The organism is Bacillus sp. AFS002410 (genome assembly GCF_002556365.1).
Taxonomy (GTDB): Bacteria; Bacillota; Bacilli; order Bacillales; family Bacillaceae_G; genus Gottfriedia.
The window spans coordinates 270,542-288,247 of sequence record NZ_NUEU01000001.1 but is presented as its reverse complement, the minus strand read 5'-3'; the positions used below and the strand labels follow the sequence as shown (position 1 = coordinate 288,247).

Sequence of the window (17,706 nt, the reverse complement as noted above, 5' to 3'; positions counted from 1 at the left end):
GTAATAATGCTTTATTGCTCATCAGATGATTGAGGTGTACCCTTTTTCTCTGTTGTTTTTTCTTTGATGTCCATACGTTTCTCAATCACTTTTCCAACAATCCACAATATAAAAATAAAGATTCCTATATATAATGCTTTAATTGGATTTTGAAACACAGAAGTTAAATCTTTCCCTAAATAGCTAATCACAGCAATCATTGTAAACTTTCCAAGTACTAATGCGATTAAAAACTGGGAAATTTTAATACGGGACAAACCCGCTACAATATTTATTAAAAAAGATGGAGAGAACGGAAAAGCAAACATGATAAAAATTGGACCAAATCCTCTTTTTTCAATCCATCCAATTGATGATTCTACTTTATTATGCTTACTTAAAAATGAAAAAAATCGTTTCTGACCAAATTTCCTCACAGCATAAAATAATAAAATGGAACCTAAGCAAGAACCAATCCAAGAATATAAAAATCCTAATAAAGGTCCAAATGCCGCAGCATTAGCAAATATAAAAACGACCAAAGGTAAAATTGGGCATAATGCTTCAAGAAATGGCATGGATATCCCAACTAATGGACCATAATCTTTGTATTGTTGAATAAGATGTAAAAAATGTTCCTCTGTAAAAAAAGCCTTTATGTCAAAAACGTTCATCTAAATATGAATCTCCTTAAGCCGTATTTCTATATTGATATCCTTACTGTTAACATTATCACATATAACTATTTATTCAATAATAATAAATGATTCTAACTACTATTTTTTGTCATAAATTGCCTCTTTTTATTTGAAGTACTTTTTTACTAATTTATTCCTAATAATCCTTAATTAAATTCTAATAAATGATCGATAAATACACTAAAAAAACTACTTTACTAAATGTAAAAGTAGTCAAATTTTAAACTTCCTCTTTATTTTTCGTGTACCGTTGCTCCTTTTATATAAGAAGTAATTTCTTTATCAGGAACTAATCTATAATTTCTTTGTTGTGCAGCATTCTCTTGATTGAGTCGATCCTCATAAATAGCTCTTAAATGGGCAGTTCGATATAATTGATTTTCAAATGAACCGCGGGATATATCTAGTGGGAGTTCAACACCATTAAAAAATTCAACAATTGATCGATTATATTTACCGCCTTTGAAGTTTGAAACGTGATTGTAGGAGATCCAAGAACATTCTACTTTTAAAGAAGATGAAGTGGGGAAAAAGAAAATTTGATTCATTGAGCTGATTGCAATTGGTGGTTTGTGAGTAATGGATATCATTTGTTTTGTGCCTTCACGCCTGCCGCGATAACTGCTTCCAAAATAAGCGCAGCTTCTCTCAATAATTTCAATCGGCTTCATTAGTACATAAAAATTATCATTTGATTCCAATACCTTTGAAATCACTACTAAATCCACCGTAAACTCAGGTATGATTGCCATTGTTGATTTGTTGATTTCATACTCGTTTAGTACCTTGACTTTTCCTTTCGAATTATTCATCATTACAACTCCTTCTGTTATTAGTTTTGAGTTCTGTTAAATGTCGAAAAGTATTAAAAATACCATTCTCTATATTTAACAACACCAATAAAAAATTTTTTAACACGAAGTATAGTAGCAAACATAGATGTTAGAAAAATAATATCATAAATTATTAATAGCAAAATCAATATTTAAATAGTTTAACAAAAGTGTCAATGTTTACTAAATTTTAGGATAATAGCCATAAAAAAACCACTTTCTCTTCTAGTAGAAAAAGTGGTTACTTTCATTAATTAGATGAAAATTGTTGTTCTTCTGTAGAACCTTTAAGAGCTGTAGTTGAAGAAGTTCCTCCAGTAATAACTTGAGCTACTTGATCAAAATAACCTGTTCCTACTTCGCGTTGATGTCTTGTCGCAGTGTAGCCATGTTGCTCACTTGCAAATTCAGCTTGTTGAAGCTCTGAATATGCTCCCATTCCACGCACTTTATAATTTCTAGCTAATTCAAACATTCCAAAGTTTAATGCATGGAAACCAGCCAGTGTAACGAATTGGAATTTGTAACCCATTGCAGCAATTTGCTGTTGGAATGTCTCGATTGTTTCGTCATCTAATTTCTTCTTCCAGTTAAATGAAGGAGAACAGTTATATGCAAGTAATTTACCAGGGAATTTTGCATGTATTGCATCTGCAAATCGTTTTGCATCTTCTAAATTTGGCTCTGATGTTTCACACCAAACTAAATCTGCATACGGTGCATAAGCAAGACCACGAGCAATTGCTTGGTCTAACCCTGCCTTTGTACGATAAAATCCTTCTGGTGTTCTTTCCCCTGTGATAAATTGCTGATCAACTGGGTCAATATCACTTGTAATTAAATCTGCTGCATCAGCATCAGTTCGTGCAACAATTAGAGTAGGAACTCCCATTACATCCGCTGCTAATCGAGCAGAGATTAAGTTACGGACTGCAGTTTGAGTAGGTAATAATACTTTTCCGCCTAAATGACCGCATTTTTTCTCAGACGACAATTGATCTTCAAAATGTACTCCAGCCGCTCCCGCTTCAATCATGCTTTTCATTAGTTCAAATACATTTAATTGGCCACCGAAGCCTGCCTCTGCATCTGCCATAATCGGTGCGAAGTAATCTACTTCCTCTCCACCTTCAACATATTGAATTTGATCTGCACGTTGGAAAGCCTGATTTATTCTTTTTACAACAGCTGGTACAGAATTTGCTGGATATAAGCTTTGATCTGGATACATTTGACCAGAAAGATTTGCATCTGCAGCTACTTGCCATCCACTTAAATAGATTGCCTTCAAACCTGCTTTTACTTGTTGAATTGCTTGATTTCCAGTTAATGCTCCCAATGCATTAACATAGCTCTCTTCGTTTAAAAGCTTCCATAATTTTTCTGCACCTTTTTTAGCTAATGTTTGTTCAATATCAATTGATCCTCTTAATTTAATAACATCCTCAGCTGTATAAGTCCTTGTAATACCATTCCACCTAGAATCAAGTTCCCAGCTTTCTTGTAATTCAGCAATACGTTTCTCACGATTTTTCGTCATATTCATTACCTCCTAATTTTATAAAAAGTTATATCCTTTTAAAGTTAGAAAATCTGCAAATTCATCGTTGCTAATTAAGTCATCAAATAATTCAATTGCTTTTTTAAATTGCTTTGCTTCAAATACTTCTTTACCGATTTGTAGTTGAAGCTTCATCATTTCTTCGTTTTTTAATGAATCAACTAATTGTAGAGTAATGTTTGTACCGTCCTCTAAAATACCCTTTTCATGACGTACCCATTGCCAAATTTGCGCACGCGAAATTTCAGCAGTTGCAGCATCCTCCATTAAATTGTAAAGTGGTACAGCTCCTCGTCCACTTAACCATGCCTCAATGTATTGGATCGCAACTGTTATATTCGTTCTAAGACCTTGTTCTGTAATGACTCCACTAGGAATCTCTAAAAGATCTGCTTCAGTTACATATACATCCTCGCGTTTTCTATGAATCTGGTTTGGTGTAGGCATAAATTGATTAAATTGTTCAAGTGCAACAGCTACTAAACCAGGATGAGCCACCCAAGTACCATCGTGACCATCTATTGCTTCTCGCTCTTTATCTTTTCTTACCTTTTCAAACGCAGCATCATTCCGTTCCTTATCACCCTTAATTGGAATTTGAGCAGCCATTCCTCCAATTGCCGGAGCATTTCTACGATGACATGTTTGGATTACTTTATGAGAATATGAGCGCATAAAAGGTACTTCCATCGTCACAACGGAACGATCTGGAAGAATAATTGATTGATCGTAACGCATCATTTTTATAAAACTAAAAATATAATCCCATCTTCCACAATTAAATCCTGCCGAATGATCTTTTAACTCATACAGAATTTCATCCATTTCAAATGAAGCAGCAATTGTTTCGATTAGTACAGTTGCTTTAATCGTTCCATTTGGAATATTCAATTCGTTTTGAGCAAATACAAAAACATCATTCCATAATCTTGCTTCCAAATAACTTTCCATTTTAGGCAAATAAAAATAAGGACCTGAGCCGTTTTTTAATGCCTGTTTTGCATTATGAAAAAAATAAAGTCCAAAATCTACTAAGCTACCAGACATATTTTCACCATTTACAGTGATATGTTTTTCTTCTAAATGCCAGCCTCTTGGGCGGACTAATAGTACAGCTGGCTTCTCTTTTAATTGATAGGTTTTTCCTTTTGAATGAAGTGAAATCGTTCGATTCACAGCATCTCTTAAATTGACCTGACCTGAAATAATATTTTCCCAAGTTGGAGAAGTTGCATCCTCAAAATCAGCCATGAAAACGAACGCATCTGAATTCAATGCATTAATTATCATTTTCCGATCAACCGGTCCCGTTATCTCTACTCTTCGATCTTGTAAATCCGTTGGAATAGGCGCAATTGTCCATTCACTTTCACGAATATGTTTTGTTTCCTCCAAAAATTGAAGCTTACCTCCATTTTGTAAAAAGCGCATTCTTTCTTTTCTGTTTAATAACAGCTCTTGTCTACGTTGATCAAATTTCAGATGTAATTGTTCTAAAAAATTTAAAGCTTCGGTCGTAAGAATGTCAGTTGAACCCTCTACATGATTACCTAGAACCTTAATTTTCGAAAGCTCAGTTGTCATACGATCCCTCCATTCAGTTATATAACAGTTTTTATATACTTACGTTATTATATAACAGAGTATTCAAAATGGATATTAATTTCTGAAAATTTTTCCAAAAGATTTTTCGACAGTTATACTCTAAATAAATAGAAAAATTTCAGTTAATTTTCTTACTTTTTGATCGAATTTTTTACTATATAAATTTTACTGAACTGAGAGATACAGATGATTTTCATGCTATTATTCTTTTTTAAGATGAATTCTCCGCGCACAAAAAAAGCTTGTAGACATGTGACATGCCTACAAGCTAAAAATTCAAAAGGAATTTTTATTTATTTGTTACCATTTCTTTTCTCAGCTGCCTCTAAATACTGCATTCTTTCTAACATAGTCGGATGATCATATCTAAATAACTTCACAAGAAATGGAGGATTTACCTGGGAAAGACTGTTTTTTGATAATTTTTGAAAAGCAATAATCCCTGCTTCAGGATCATGTGTTAACTTAACAGCATATAAATCCGCTCTTTTCTCCGCACTTCTAGAAAAAGTATTTGAAACCGGGTCAGAAATAAATTCTACAACTCCACTAATGATTAAAAATAGTGTTAAGACAACTGCCATTTTTTCAGCCTGGTTACTGCTCCTACTTTTTGATAGAACATACTTCATTAATAAGTGAATGATATACAGACCAACTAAGCTTCCGGCTAGCAAGCCAAACATTGATTTATAGATATCTTTGTGTACGTAATGAGACATTTCATGAGCCATGATGAACATAATCTCATCCTCAGTTAACCCCTTTAGAGTTGTATCCCATAAAACAATTCTTGCATTTTTACCTATACCTGTAACGTAGGCATTATAAGTCGTGGTCTTAGTCGACATATTTACTTCATAAACCCGATGTGCAGGAATATTCGCCTCTTTAGCTAATGTAATAATTTTCTTTTCTAAGTTTTTATCTTTCAATGGATAAAAATCATTATATAATGGATCGATGACGACCGGCTGAATAAACGTTAAAAATATTGTAAAAGGAATACTTAATAGCCACGCCGTTAGCCACCATTTCTTTGGTTGTTTTTTGATTAATAAATACAGCACATACAGCACAAAAAACATCATTCCAAAATTTATCCAAAAACTAATCATTTCATCTTTCATATACGCATTAAATGTTTGAACAGACAATCCATATTTAGTTGATAACTTAAATCGATATAAGTCAATTGGAAATGTAACAATATATGTAATGACTGAGACAAAGAAATAATATAAAAAGACTTGGATAAACTTAAATCTAGTCAACTTAGCTAACGATTCACCTAATCTTTCAATCGCTCCACTTAATAATAAAAGTGATAAAACAATCCAATCAATCGGTAAGCTAATAAAGTAAAGAACATTTTTTAATGTGCTATAACTAGAACTTAAATTAGCTTCTTTATGATTCATAAACGTATGTGGATCTACAAAAGTGCCTTTATATTTTGAAGGTAGGTCAGGACTTGTAAATACATAAAAGTATAACAGGATTAAAATGATATAGACGAGATAACCTAGACAAATGTATTTGGTCAACTTCGTTTTCGTAGCTTTTTTCATAAAATCTCCCCCCACTCTATATTATCAACTTTGTCCAATTTTTTAGAACTTCAACCTATTATATTTTTAAATACTTTTTTCTGTTAGACTCAAAAAAGTTAACTCCATTACATAAATTTTTAAAATTACATTACCGAATTTTAAAGTCTAAAAAATAAAACCACGAATCGTTTCGTAGTTTATGTTCAAACAGATTTCATTTTGGATTTAAATGTTTTTCTCTTATTTTCGCATACACATGGAGCTTAATAAAATCTAATACTTTTTGTAGACACATGAATTCTTCATCTTTTTTACGAGCTTTTGCAAGTTTATCAAATTGATCTTTCCCGATATGTAAGTGGAATGGATCAAACTCCTTCACTTCCTCTGGTGCTTCATCATGATGATAATGGTTGTGAAATTTCATAATTGCTCCAGCACTATTTTCCCAATCATAGAAATAAGCTACTATTTTATCAGATTTTTTATCTATGTATTCTATACATTTTAGATCAGGAATGTATGATTCAAACGTAAACTTTATCCTTTTTGCCTGACAATACACGTTGGGACCATAGTGTTTTGGGATATCAGCAGTTGGGATATTTTGAATTTCTCGAATTATATCTTTATAATATAATTCAATTAAGTGAAATTTAGTTCTTTCAATCTCAATTATTTTCTTCATTTTTTGCTCTATTTAAGAAGAAAGACCACATTGATTTATCTGTATCTTCTTCTGGAGTTAATTCGTCCCATTTTTTATGACCAAATACTTCTTCAAATGTACCGTGGTATTTATTTATAAAGTAATCGTTATATAGTCTGATTTGTTCTTCTTCTGTATTAACCGAGAATTCTCTTTCAAGTATTTCATGTTCTTTCTTATCTGCATAATATGCTTCAGCAATATCTTTTAATTTTAAGCGAACTCCAGTTGGAGCCTCGAACAAAGTGTTTGGATGGAAACGTAATTTTTCATTAATATTAGAACGCTCAACGTTAATAACTTGACCAGCCGCTTGTTCAATAAAAAACTTTCCTTCTTTTACCCAGTTATTAATTGTTGTAATGCTTACATATAAAAATTTTGCAATCTGACCAGTCGAATATCCTTGCATTTCTTTTGGTATTCTTTTTGCAACTAGAGGATTTTCAGTAAATTTTCTTTGTGGCTTCTCGACGGAATCGAAGGCTAAAAGTAATAATTCAGCAAGCATCTTTTTATTTTCTACTGATACAGCTGAACTATAACGGTGGTTAGATGAGGTTTGATTTAACTCGACAATATTATTCATCATTTTAAAAAATGCACTTCGAAAATCCTTATTGGAAAAACTTTTTGATGCCCATTCTTTAAAATCCATTTCTTGTAACTCTAAAGCAGACTCTTGAAAAACCTTTTTATCGTGATTAGTTAATGGCATTTTCATCACCTCTTACCTCCATTCTATCAATAACTGCAACTAACTGCAATTAACAAAAACTAACTAAAACCCAATACCTATTATTATTTTAGATAAAAGAAATTATACCTCCAGATAATTTGATAAATTAAATACACTCTGTTTGTAATTAATTTCTCACCAAAAAGTACAACCATATTCGGTTGTACTTTTATTACTGTTCCCTATTGAATAACAGAATCCTTTAATGCTCGTCTAAGTATTTTACCTGTTGCATTTTTTGGTAGCTCAGAAATAAACTCGATTGATCTTGGTACTTTATATTTTGCAAGATGTGCATTGCAATATTCTGCCAGTGTTTCTACACTTAATGATGGGTTTTTAGAAACGACATATGCTTTTACACTTTCGCCGAAATTATCGTCTGGTAATCCAATTACAGCACATTCAACAACATCAGGATGGTTGTAAATTACTTCTTCAACTTCACGCGGATACACATTATAGCCACCTACAATAATCAGTTCTTTTTTGCGATCGACTATATAGAAATAGCCATCCTCATCTATTCTTGCTAGGTCACCAGTATATAGCCAGCCGTCACGAATCGTCATTGCCGTTTCCTCTGGCATATTATAATAACCTTTCATAACATTTGGTCCTCGGACGATTAATTCACCTACTTCGCCAACTACAACTTCTTCACCAAGTGCATTAACAACTTTATTTTCTACATTGCTAATATTTGTTCCAATTGATCCTGCTTTTCTCGGACGATCTAATGGGTTAAATGTAGTAACAGGTGAAGCTTCTGATAATCCATAACCTTCTGAGATCATAACATTAAATTTCTTCTCAAAATTTTCTAATAGTGCAACTGGCAATGAGGAACCTCCCGAAATGCATAATCGAATAGACTCAAAGTCCTCTGTATTTCCTTCAGGGAATTGATATAGGAAATTATACATTGTTGGTACACCGGCAAATACTGTTGCCTTATAAGAACGAATGATATCAAATATTTCTTTTGGACTAAACTTAGGCACTAAAATAACAGTAGCTCCGTACATTAAAGGCGCATTTAAAGCTACAGTTAGACAGAATACATGAAAAGCAGGTAAAGTTGCTATTACTTTTTCAGAACTCGAAAAGCTTAAAAAATGGCCTGCATCCATTGCATTCGAATATAAGTTCTTATGCGTTAACATAGCTCCCTTTGGTTTTCCTGTTGTACCAGAAGTATATAAGATAACTGCTAAATCATCTTCTTCTAATTCAGGCCCTTTGAAATTTACATCTCCAAGGTCAACTACATTTGTAAACGATTTCAATTTATTGTTTTTAAATTCATACGGATTTTCTTGCTTTGTTTCACAAATAATGAAGTGTTCGATGTTTGGAAGAATCGGTGAAGCTTTTTCTACTAGTGGAAGAAATAAGTCTAAGGTGATTACTGCTTTTGCGTCGCCGTTTGTTAATATGTATACTAATTCATCTGGCGAATAAAGAGGATTAACTGGTATAACAGCCGCTCCAACCTTTAAGGCACCATATAGCGCTATAATAAAATGAGGAGAATTACCAACAACTAAAGCTACTTTATCTCCTTTTTCAATTCCTAGTTTTGAGAGACCACTCGCAAATTTCGTAATGTAAGTATCTAGTGTTGAATATGATAGAGTTTGTCCTTCAAAGATAACGGCAGAGTGTTCAGGATTCTTTAAAGCTGATTGTGACAGTGTTTCAACTAAATTCAAGAAAAACTACCCCCTTTAAATATAAAAATTTAAAATATTCTAAATATATTATATTGCTAGAAAACAATTCTGACAAGTGAGAATACTAGCACTTTTTAGTCTTTGATTTGCTACACCAAACAAAAAAAGAGTAGTTTCCTACTCTTTTTTTAAAATAATAAACTCATAAATTCTTCTTTAGAGACGTTACCAAAATAATGTGTAAAATTAACTTCATTTAGCTTATTTTCAATCTCTTGTTTATCAAATTTACTACCTATAAGAAGCTGTTCTATATCAGATACATCTCCAACTCCAAAGAAGTCACCGTAAATTTTAACATTTTCAATACTTCCTTTGTTTACATCTAAACGAATATCAATTGATCCAGCTGCAAATCTCTTATTTTGTTGAATATTACATTTAGGAGATTTCCCAAAATTCCAATCCCAATTGCGATATCGACTCTCAGCAAGCTCTTTAATATTCTTAATATCCTCATCTGTCCATTCGTAACGTTCTATTTTGCCGTGTTCTTTAAAAATTGATTGTAATATTAATTCTTTAAATTCTAGAATCGTAATATCTTCTTTTAAAAATTCCTTAATGTTTGCAACTCTACTTCTAACAGATTTAATCCCTTTGGATTGGATTTTTTCTAGTTTTACATTTAATGCATTTACAACTTCATCAATATTACTATTAAACAACAATGTACCGTGACTAAACATTCTACCTTTAGTAGAAAATTGTGCGTTACCAGAGATTTTTCTACCTTCAGCTAAAATATCATTTCTGCCACTAAGCTCGGCATTCACACCAAGTTCTTTTAGTGCATCGATTACTGGCTCAGTAAACTTTCTAAAATTATGAAAGCTATCACCATCATCCTTTGTAATAAAACTAAAATTTAGATTCCCTAAATCGTGATATACCGCTCCGCCACCAGATAATCTTCGTACAACATGGATGTTATGATCATTTACATAGGCCGCATTAATTTCCTCGGCAGTATTTTGATTTTTACCAATAATGATTGATGGTTCGTTAATATAAAATAAAAAATATGTATTTTCAGGATCTAGATTTTTTAGCGCATATTCTTCTATCGCTAAATTTAATGTTGGATCCGTAATTCCTCTATTATCTAAAAATAACATGTGTATTCTCCTATCCTTTTGATTTCCATTCAAATCCTGTATAAGCTAAATGAACAATTCCATTATAATACTTCTCTGCTTCAATGATTAAATCTTTTGTATTTCCCTTATGAGGAAGATGAGATAAAAGTAATTCTTTTACATTTGCTTCATTCGCTATCGTCGCAGCATCTTTACTGCTCATATGTCCCACTTTAGCTCCATCTTGGTGTTCAAACATATTACAGTCACTTATAAGTAAATCCGCATTGGAAGAGAATGGCATGAACTCTTCCGTAAAGCTTGAATCTGCAGTATATACGACCGAATGATTTGCAGTTTCAATTCGGAATGCGAAACAATCAACTGGATGAACAGTCTTAAGAAAACGTATTGTAAATGGACCTAGATCTAGGGCCTCATTTGGTTTATATTCATACCCTTTTGTTGCCTCTTTATATGTTAATGAATTAAATTTTTCTTGATTAAAGTTATGACCATATATAGGTAAAGCAAACTTAAGCTTATCAGCGTTTACAAGCTTGTAGTATTGTAGTACTCCTATATCCGCAATATGATCATGATGATAATGTGAAAGGATTACAGCATTTAAGCTATTAGGATCAATGTAATTTTGTAAAGCAGCTAACGCGCCTGAACCACAATCAACCAATAGATTAAAATTTTTAGATTTAAATAAATAACATGATGTTGCTTCACTTTTACCTGGATAGCCGCCCCAATAACCGATTACGGTTACTTTCATAAAAAAACACGCTCCTTTCTACTTATTATTTCTATGAAAATTCAAATTTATAAGTCGTCCTTACTGTTTAACTGAAAATAGGCATTTAGATTATTTTTTAAAAATTGTACTAATACAGATTGACATAAAATAAGTTGTAGTAATACAATACTAATAAGTTAATTAATCAAAGGAGATGGTAGCATGCTTGTAAAAATGTCCGAATTTTTTAAACAATTACCAAAGAAACTTTGTAAACAATGTAATTCGACGATTGAAGAACAACATGATTGCTACAGTAATACTTGCTCAAAATGCTTAAAAGATAGTTTTTGATTTAGAGGCCTTATTGTTTCACTAAATTCTTATAACACAAAACTGTTATAGTATAGCGTCAAAATAAAAAGAGCAACCTCAAAAGTATCAATCTACTTTACGGTTGCTCTATTCTTTAATAACTTGGAACAGATTGTTTTTCTTTAGAGAATAAGAACTCAATCGTATCTGAAACTGCTTTTTCACCTTGATCTATGCAATCTGGTAAACCTGAACCATAAAATGAGCAGCCAATCACTGATACTCCTGGCATTTCCTTTTGTAAATATTGTTCCATATTTTTCGTGCGCTCTTTATGATTAATCGTATATTGAGGCATCGCATCTTTCCATCTTGAAACAATATAAAATTCAGGTTTTTCAGTTATATCCATCGTTTTTCTTAAATCTTCTAAAACAATTTCAACAAGTTCTTCATCTGTTTTATCGACTATTTCCTTATTGTATGGACGGCCAACATAACAACGTAAAAGGACCTTACCCTTTGGACAGGCATGTGCCCATTTTTTATGAGTCCAAGTACATGCTGTTATATTATAGTCGTTGTTTCGTGAAACAACGAAGCCTGTACCATTAATATCCTTCTTAATTGCATGCTCCGGAAATGCAAGTGCAACATTCGCAACTGAAGTAGAAGGTACTTTTTTGAAAGGCTCAAATACAGGTTTATCGTTAAATAGTTGTGGAATGAAACGATGAGGTACAGTAACGATAATTGAATCTGATTCGATCTTCTCATTATTGCTTAGTGTAATCTCATATTTTTTTCCAATTTTATTTATATTAACAACTTGTACACCCTTTAAAACTTCCTCTTTACCTAACTCTTCTTCAATTCGTTCAACGATTGTTTGAAGCCCTGTACTTACAGTCTGGAAAATTCCTTTTCTAGGACCTTTTGATTTTTTTATTGGCATTTCTTTTTTCATACCTAGAACAATACTTTGATGTTTTTGTTCAATTTGGAAGAATTGAGGAAATGTCGCCATCAAACTCATTTGGTCAATATCTCCAGAATAAATACCTGATAATAATGGCTCAATTAAATTTTCAACTACTTCATTACCAAGTCTTCTTCTGAAAAATTTACCTAATGACATATCCCCTTGGACATGTGTTTTAGGTAAAACAAAATCTAGACCTGCACGAATTTTTCCCGCGGGTGAAAATAGACCTGAAAATATAAAAGGTTTAATTTGAGTAGGAATCCCCATATTAGAACCTTCTGGCATTCCATGTAATTTATTATGGGCTAAAACATAGGATTTTCCCGAAGAATTAAAAACGATTTGATCTTGAATACCTAAATTTTCAGCTAATCGATACGCACTCTTTTTCCTTGCCAAAAATGAGTCAGGTCCACGCTCAATCACAAATCCATCTTTTCTAATCGTTTGGATTTTCCCGCCAAGCCTTGATGATCCTTCAATTAATTGAATATCAATCGGAAGGTTATTTTTTATTTTTTCTTGTTTTAAATAGTAGGCAGCTGTCAATCCAGTAATACCGCCACCAATAATGACGACCTTCTTATTCACTTCTTTACCCCCTATTTCAAAACCATATTTATTGTTCGTTTAATTTTCTTAATACAACCGTACTTAGTCCACTAATAAATAATGGATCTGTATTAGGCATTTGTGGGCGAACATATGCTTTTTGAATTTCATCTGTTACAAGTTTACATTCTATGTCATTATCATAAAGTACTTCTAAATGCTCACTTACAAATCCTAATGGTAAGTATACATAAGTATCAAAATCATAATTATCATTCAGTTCACGTGTTAAATCTTGTACATCAGGTCCAAGCCAAGGCTCAGGCGTGTTTCCTGCACTTTGCCATCCTAAAAAATAATGACGAATATCAGATTGCTCAACAACTAACTCGGCAGTTTGTTTAAGCTGCTCAGGGTATGGATCACCATAAGTAAGAATTTTTTCAGGTAAGCTATGTGCTGAAAAAATAAATGCCGTTTTAACACGTTGCTCTTCATTCATTGGTTCTAAAACCTTTTCTACTTCGCGTACCCAATATTGAATAAATCTTTCTTCTTTATACCAGTCATCAACATGGATAATTTTTGGTCCGTCTACTTTTTCTGAATGATTTGTAGCACGTTCGTTATATGATTTTACACTGAATGTTGAATAGTGTGGTGCAAGTACGATACTAACCGCTTTTGTAATACCGTCTTTCTTCATTTCGTCTACTGCATCTTCAATGAATGGTTCAATATGCTTTAGTCCGATATACATTTTGAATTCTACTTTGTCTTGGATCTTATTTAAATCTTCTTCTAAAGCTCTTGCTTGTTCAACTGTTGTTTTTGCTAATGGAGAAATTCCTCCAATTGCACGATATCGCTCCGTCAACTCTTCTAACGCTTCAGGAGAAGGCTTTCTACCTCTACGGATATCTGTATAATAACGTTCAATATCTGATTCTTTATATGGCGTGCCGTAAGCCATAACTAATAAACCGATTTTTTCCTTCATGTCATCACCATAGTCCTTTTATATTAAGCTTTAACTCTAGATGAATACTCATGTACAAAACTTGTTAATCGTTTAAGAGTATCAGGATTAACTTCTGGGAATACCCCATGTCCTAAGTTAAAAATATGTCCCGGGTTTGCCATACCTTCATCTAAAATTTCCTTTGCACGTGCCTCAATTACTTCCCATGGAGCTAATAAGAATGCAGGATCTAAATTACCTTGAAGTGTTTTCGTAACACCTAAAGAACGAGCCTCAGAAATAGACGTTCTCCAATCTAATCCAATTACATCTACAGGCAATGAATTCCATTCATGGATTAAATGACTTGCACCAATTCCAAACATAGTAGTAGGAATATTATCCTCTTTAAGAGCTGCAAATATTTTATCCATACAAGGTTTAATATAAATGCGATAGTCGTTAGCATTTAATGCACCAACCCATGAATCAAATAATTGAATCGCACTTGCTCCCGCTTTAACTTGTGCTTTCACGTATTTGATCGTCATATCAGCTAAATGATCCATAAGAGCGAACCAAGCTTCTGACTCTGCATACATAAACGATTTAGTTTTATTATAGCTTCTTGATGGTCTTCCCTCGATCATATAGCTAGCAACTGTAAAAGGTGCACCTGCAAAACCAATTAATGGTACAGAAAGAACCTCTGTTGTTAATAATTTAATCGTCTCATAGATATAAGGTAGTTGCTCTTCTGGATGAATATCAGTTAACTTTTTTACATCTTCTAAAGAACGAATTGGATTGCTAATTACCGGTCCTACTCCTGATTGAATTTCAACATCGACTCCAATAGCAGGAAGTGGCGACATAATATCTTTATACAAAATAGCTGCATCAACGTTATATTGATCAACTGGAAGCGCTGTTACATATGCACATAATTCAGGTTGATGAGTAATTTCAAATAAAGAATATTTCTCTTTAATTTTTCGATATTCTGGCTGAGAACGTCCTGCTTGTCTCATATACCAAACTGGTGTATGTGTTACTTCTTCTCCTCTAACCGCTTTTAGAAATGTATCGTTAAAATCTTTTTTCATCCTTCAAAGTCTCCCTTTCACTTTTCCAAACTCTACTATTAAATATACTGATTGAACCATTAATTGTATAGAAAACTCGAATTTTGACACATAATGTTCACTCTTTTTACATTTTTTATCAATTAATAGGTCTAATTTACTACCAGACTTTTCCCATTAAAAATTATATCAAAATATAACTAAAATATCGAATTTAAAATTCAGAATTAAGGGATTAGGGATCAGGAGAAAGACGCAAGAAACTAGATCCCTTATTTACATAAAAAACTCCCCTTCAAATCATACGATAAGAAGGAGAGCCTTAATAAATGTCTATTCCTTATTTCTTATGTTTGGTGTGACAAGTTTAGACCTCTTACCTTCTTCTTTTGTTTGAGGATTGTACGGTACTACGTAATAAGAAGGTACATTAAACACGTTTACAAAGGTGTCTTTATATTGATCTAATCCTGTAACAGTATCTATCAATTTCTCTTTTCCATTTTTCACACGATAAATTCGATATTGTTGTCTATGATCAGTTGGTGCGTTCCAATTAAGGACGACAGTGAATAATCCAAATGGAGAGAATGATACTTTCGATTGAACATTTGAAATAGGCTCTAAATTTATTGGTGAATCTAAATCATCTATATTTTTTGGTTTTTTAAATTTCTTATTTGGTTCTCTTCCAGCTTCACTTAAAATCTTTTTAAATAATATAGTTGGATATGTGCTTCCATTTCTTAAGTAATGGGTTGAATCCGTTTTATCGTATCCCATCCAAATTGCTCCAACTACATCAGGTGTATATCCTACAAACCAAGCATCTTTATTTCCATTCGTTTGACCAGGAATATTAGTGGAACCAGTTTTCCCTGCTAAATCACCAGAAAAACTACCTCTACTTGCAGTCCCTTCATTAACAACACCTTTTAACATTTTTGTCATATACCAAGAGGTTTGAGATGAAAAAACTTTATATTCTTTAATTTTAGCTTCTCCGACTAATTCATTATTGCGATCGTAAATTGCATTAATAACAAAAGGCTCTAATGCATCCCCTTCATGATCAAGTGCGCTGTATGCTTTAACTAGCTCTAATGGCGTTAAACCATTCTTTAGACCACCAAGAGCCATACTTAAACCTTTGTCAGGAATATTCAAATCCATTTTCTTTAAATACTCTTTCGCATTATCAATTCCAATATCATTTAATAACCAAACTGCGGGCACATTTGCGGATTGTATTAATGCGTCAAACATCGAAATTGTTTTCGAGTATACTCCGTTATAATTTTTAGGTTTATAGTCTCCTAGTGCACTTTGCTCATTTGGCAATAAGGAATACGGATTGTAGTTTCCCGTTTCAAGCGCTGGGGAATAAACTAGTAATGGCTTCATCGTTGAACCAGGTTGTCTTTTTACATTTATTCGATTCAAGCCTTGAAAATAATAATTTCTTCCTCCAATGGCTGCCTCTACACCACCTGTTTCAGCGTTGATTAAGATGAATGCTCCCTCAGCATTTTGATCTGTACCAGGAAAATAGTTTCCATTTTTAAAATATTTATAAGCAGTTAATTGAGTCTTTTTATGAATCGGTACAACTACTTTGTAACCACCATTTAAAAGCTCGTCATAAGAAATTCCATACTTTTCTTTTGCCTCTTTTATAACCATATCAATATAAGTAGCATAGCCATTTTCAAATTTTTGCTCGGTGATATGTAATACTGATGGTATACTTATTGCTTTCTTGTATTCAGAATCCGTAATATAGTGCGTATCTAGCATCTTATAAAGGACAAGATTCCTACGCTCTAGAGATCGCGCTGGCTGAGTGACAGGATCATAATGCGATGGTGCTTTTAATAGCGCTGCTAATGACGCACTTTCTTCAATCGTTAAATTTTTAACGTCTTTTCCAAAATAGTATTTTGCTGCTCCACCAATCCCATAAACCCCATGTCCAAAATAAACTTGATTTAAATACATTTCTAGTATTTGATCTTTTGTATACTTTCTTTCTAGATTAATTGCAATAATTACTTCCTTCGTTTTTCGCATATATGTTTTGTCATTCGTCAAAAATACATTCTTTGCAAGCTGTTGCGTAAGTGTACTTGCACCTTGAACTTTACTAAATGATTTTATATCGTTTACGATCGCTCGAATAATTGATTGTGTATCAATTCCATGGTGCTTGTAGAATCGTTCATCTTCAATTGAAACTACCGCTTGTTTTGTATAGTCAGGTATATCATTAATTGAAACAATTTGATGGTTTTCATTATATAACTTTGAGACAAAATTCCCCTCTAAATCTACCATTTCAGATGATGAATGGACGACTAGTTTATCCTCATCTATTACATAATTACCTAAGAAGACTATTAGTAAGAATCCTATAAAACTAATCAGCAGGACACTAAATAGTCCTATTGCTACATATCCCCATTTTTTCAATGATTTCACCTTCATTCTCTTACCATATAAGTAATAGTATATCCATATATTCCCACGAATAAGTCATTATTTCCTTTTTTTCGATGCATATTTCCTTGGAAA

General features: G+C 32.7%; 15 protein-coding genes. 1 reads left to right on the top strand and 14 read right to left on the bottom strand.

Annotated elements, in window-relative coordinates:
* Positions 1–11: 11 nt before the first annotated feature.
* From CN692_RS01300 to CN692_RS01255, 10 genes are all read right to left on the bottom strand, one after another.
* Positions 12–653 carry a TVP38/TMEM64 family protein gene (locus tag CN692_RS01300; protein ID WP_098117200.1) on the bottom strand — a complete coding sequence of 214 codons (642 nt, stop codon included), beginning with the start codon at positions 651–653 and terminating at the stop codon, positions 12–14.
* 257 nt (positions 654–910) lie between these two features.
* On the bottom strand, positions 911–1,489 hold the full coding sequence (locus CN692_RS01295; protein ID WP_179865557.1) for a competence protein ComK: 579 nt from the start codon (positions 1,487–1,489) through the stop codon (positions 911–913).
* Positions 1,490–1,760: 271 nt separating this feature from the next.
* Positions 1,761–3,050 (bottom strand): isocitrate lyase, encoded by a 1,290-nt coding sequence (gene aceA / locus CN692_RS01290; protein WP_098117198.1) that lies wholly within the window; start codon positions 3,048–3,050, stop codon positions 1,761–1,763.
* 18 nt (positions 3,051–3,068) lie between these two features.
* A complete protein-coding gene (gene aceB, locus CN692_RS01285) occupies positions 3,069–4,655 on the bottom strand; it encodes a malate synthase A (protein ID WP_098117197.1) in 1,587 nt (528 codons plus the stop codon).
* Positions 4,656–4,969: 314 nt separating this feature from the next.
* Complete coding sequence (locus CN692_RS01280; RefSeq protein ID WP_098117196.1) at positions 4,970–6,247, bottom strand: M48 family metallopeptidase; 1,278 nt, start codon at positions 6,245–6,247, stop codon at positions 4,970–4,972.
* 196 nt (positions 6,248–6,443) lie between these two features.
* Positions 6,444–6,917: a toxin-antitoxin system TumE family protein gene (locus CN692_RS01275; protein ID WP_098117195.1), complete on the bottom strand. Its 474-nt coding sequence runs from the start codon at positions 6,915–6,917 to the stop codon at positions 6,444–6,446.
* A complete protein-coding gene (locus tag CN692_RS01270) occupies positions 6,901–7,662 on the bottom strand; it encodes a hypothetical protein (protein ID WP_098117194.1) in 762 nt (253 codons plus the stop codon). The genes CN692_RS01275 and CN692_RS01270 overlap by 17 nt, the downstream gene beginning before the upstream one ends.
* A 197-nt stretch (positions 7,663–7,859) precedes the next feature.
* Positions 7,860–9,392, bottom strand: a complete 1,533-nt coding sequence (locus tag CN692_RS01265) for a fatty acid--CoA ligase family protein (protein ID WP_098117193.1) — start codon at positions 9,390–9,392, stop codon at positions 7,860–7,862.
* Between the two features lie 149 nt (positions 9,393–9,541).
* On the bottom strand, positions 9,542–10,531 hold the full coding sequence (locus CN692_RS01260) for a lipoate--protein ligase (RefSeq protein ID WP_098117192.1): 990 nt from the start codon (positions 10,529–10,531) through the stop codon (positions 9,542–9,544).
* A gap of 10 nt (positions 10,532–10,541) precedes the next feature.
* Complete coding sequence (locus CN692_RS01255; protein ID WP_098117191.1) at positions 10,542–11,276, bottom strand: MBL fold metallo-hydrolase; 735 nt, start codon at positions 11,274–11,276, stop codon at positions 10,542–10,544.
* A 183-nt stretch (positions 11,277–11,459) separates the two neighbouring features.
* On the opposite strand from CN692_RS01255, the gene yhfH reads away from it, so the two are divergent.
* A complete protein-coding gene (yhfH, locus tag CN692_RS01250) occupies positions 11,460–11,591 on the top strand; it encodes a protein YhfH (protein ID WP_098117190.1) in 132 nt (43 codons plus the stop codon).
* A gap of 115 nt (positions 11,592–11,706) precedes the next feature.
* On the opposite strand, the gene hemY is transcribed toward yhfH, so the two are convergent.
* The 4 genes from hemY to CN692_RS01230 form a co-directional block, all read right to left on the bottom strand.
* Complete coding sequence (gene hemY, locus CN692_RS01245) at positions 11,707–13,128, bottom strand: protoporphyrinogen oxidase (RefSeq protein WP_098117189.1); 1,422 nt, start codon at positions 13,126–13,128, stop codon at positions 11,707–11,709.
* A gap of 28 nt (positions 13,129–13,156) precedes the next feature.
* Positions 13,157–14,089, bottom strand: coding sequence for a ferrochelatase (gene hemH, locus CN692_RS01240; RefSeq protein WP_098117188.1), 933 nt, complete (start codon positions 14,087–14,089; stop codon positions 13,157–13,159).
* A 23-nt stretch (positions 14,090–14,112) separates the two neighbouring features.
* A complete protein-coding gene (gene hemE / locus CN692_RS01235) occupies positions 14,113–15,156 on the bottom strand; it encodes a uroporphyrinogen decarboxylase (protein ID WP_098117187.1) in 1,044 nt (347 codons plus the stop codon).
* 312 nt (positions 15,157–15,468) lie between these two features.
* Complete coding sequence (locus CN692_RS01230) at positions 15,469–17,619, bottom strand: transglycosylase domain-containing protein (RefSeq protein WP_142317478.1); 2,151 nt, start codon at positions 17,617–17,619, stop codon at positions 15,469–15,471.
* Positions 17,620–17,706: the final 87 nt, after the last annotated feature.